This is a genomic window from Aerococcus sp. L_32 (assembly GCF_050689315.1).
Genome location: NZ_JBOEQF010001148.1, coordinates 1 through 589, shown reverse-complemented (window position 1 = coordinate 589; position 589 = coordinate 1). Strand labels below are relative to the sequence as shown.

Sequence of the window (589 nt, the reverse complement as noted above, 5' to 3'; positions counted from 1 at the left end):
GCGATGCTTTCTGATGACTCAGAAATCGAAGTACGTCGTTTTGAAAAAGAGGGCGTTGAGAAGTGTATTGTACGCTTTAACAAAGAGTCTGAAAGTTTTGAATTAGAGGACTTAACAATCAACGAAACTTTCCAATTTGATGACATTGATTTAGTCGCAATGGAAATCTACGAGTTAATTCAATAATTAACCAATGCAGTTGAAATTGTAGGGTGACCTACTAGAACTACCAATATGGCAGACATTCTGTGTCGTATAGAGGGTCGTGGCATCACGATCCTTTTTTTATTTATATGGAGTAGAGGGAGTTTAACATGTCAGATTCAATGAAATTATCGCGTGCTATAGCTTTTTTTAAGGACAGTGGCAGCGCAACAACCATTACACAAGAAAATACTGCAGACGAGGTCGTAATTGATCGCATCACCTTCGACTCGCGTGCGGTGACAGCCAACACCTTATTCGTTTGTAAGGGGCTAAACTTTAAGGCATCATACCTAAAAGATGCCGTTGACCGCGGGGCAGTGGCCTACCTATCAGAACAAGATTACGCAGCAGACATCCCAGGCATTATCGTTGAAGATATCCG

1 protein-coding gene and 1 pseudogene are annotated in these 589 nt (G+C 41.4%); both read left to right on the top strand.

Annotation, left to right across the window (positions count from 1 at the left end):
* The first annotated feature begins 3 nt into the window (after positions 1-3).
* Positions 4-186, top strand: a complete 183-nt coding sequence (locus tag ACRCJ0_RS18645; RefSeq protein WP_431391685.1) for a DUF1797 family protein — start codon at positions 4-6, stop codon at positions 184-186.
* A 128-nt stretch (positions 187-314) separates the two neighbouring features.
* Positions 315-589, top strand: a pseudogene (locus tag ACRCJ0_RS18640) (Mur ligase family protein); the annotation flags it as partial.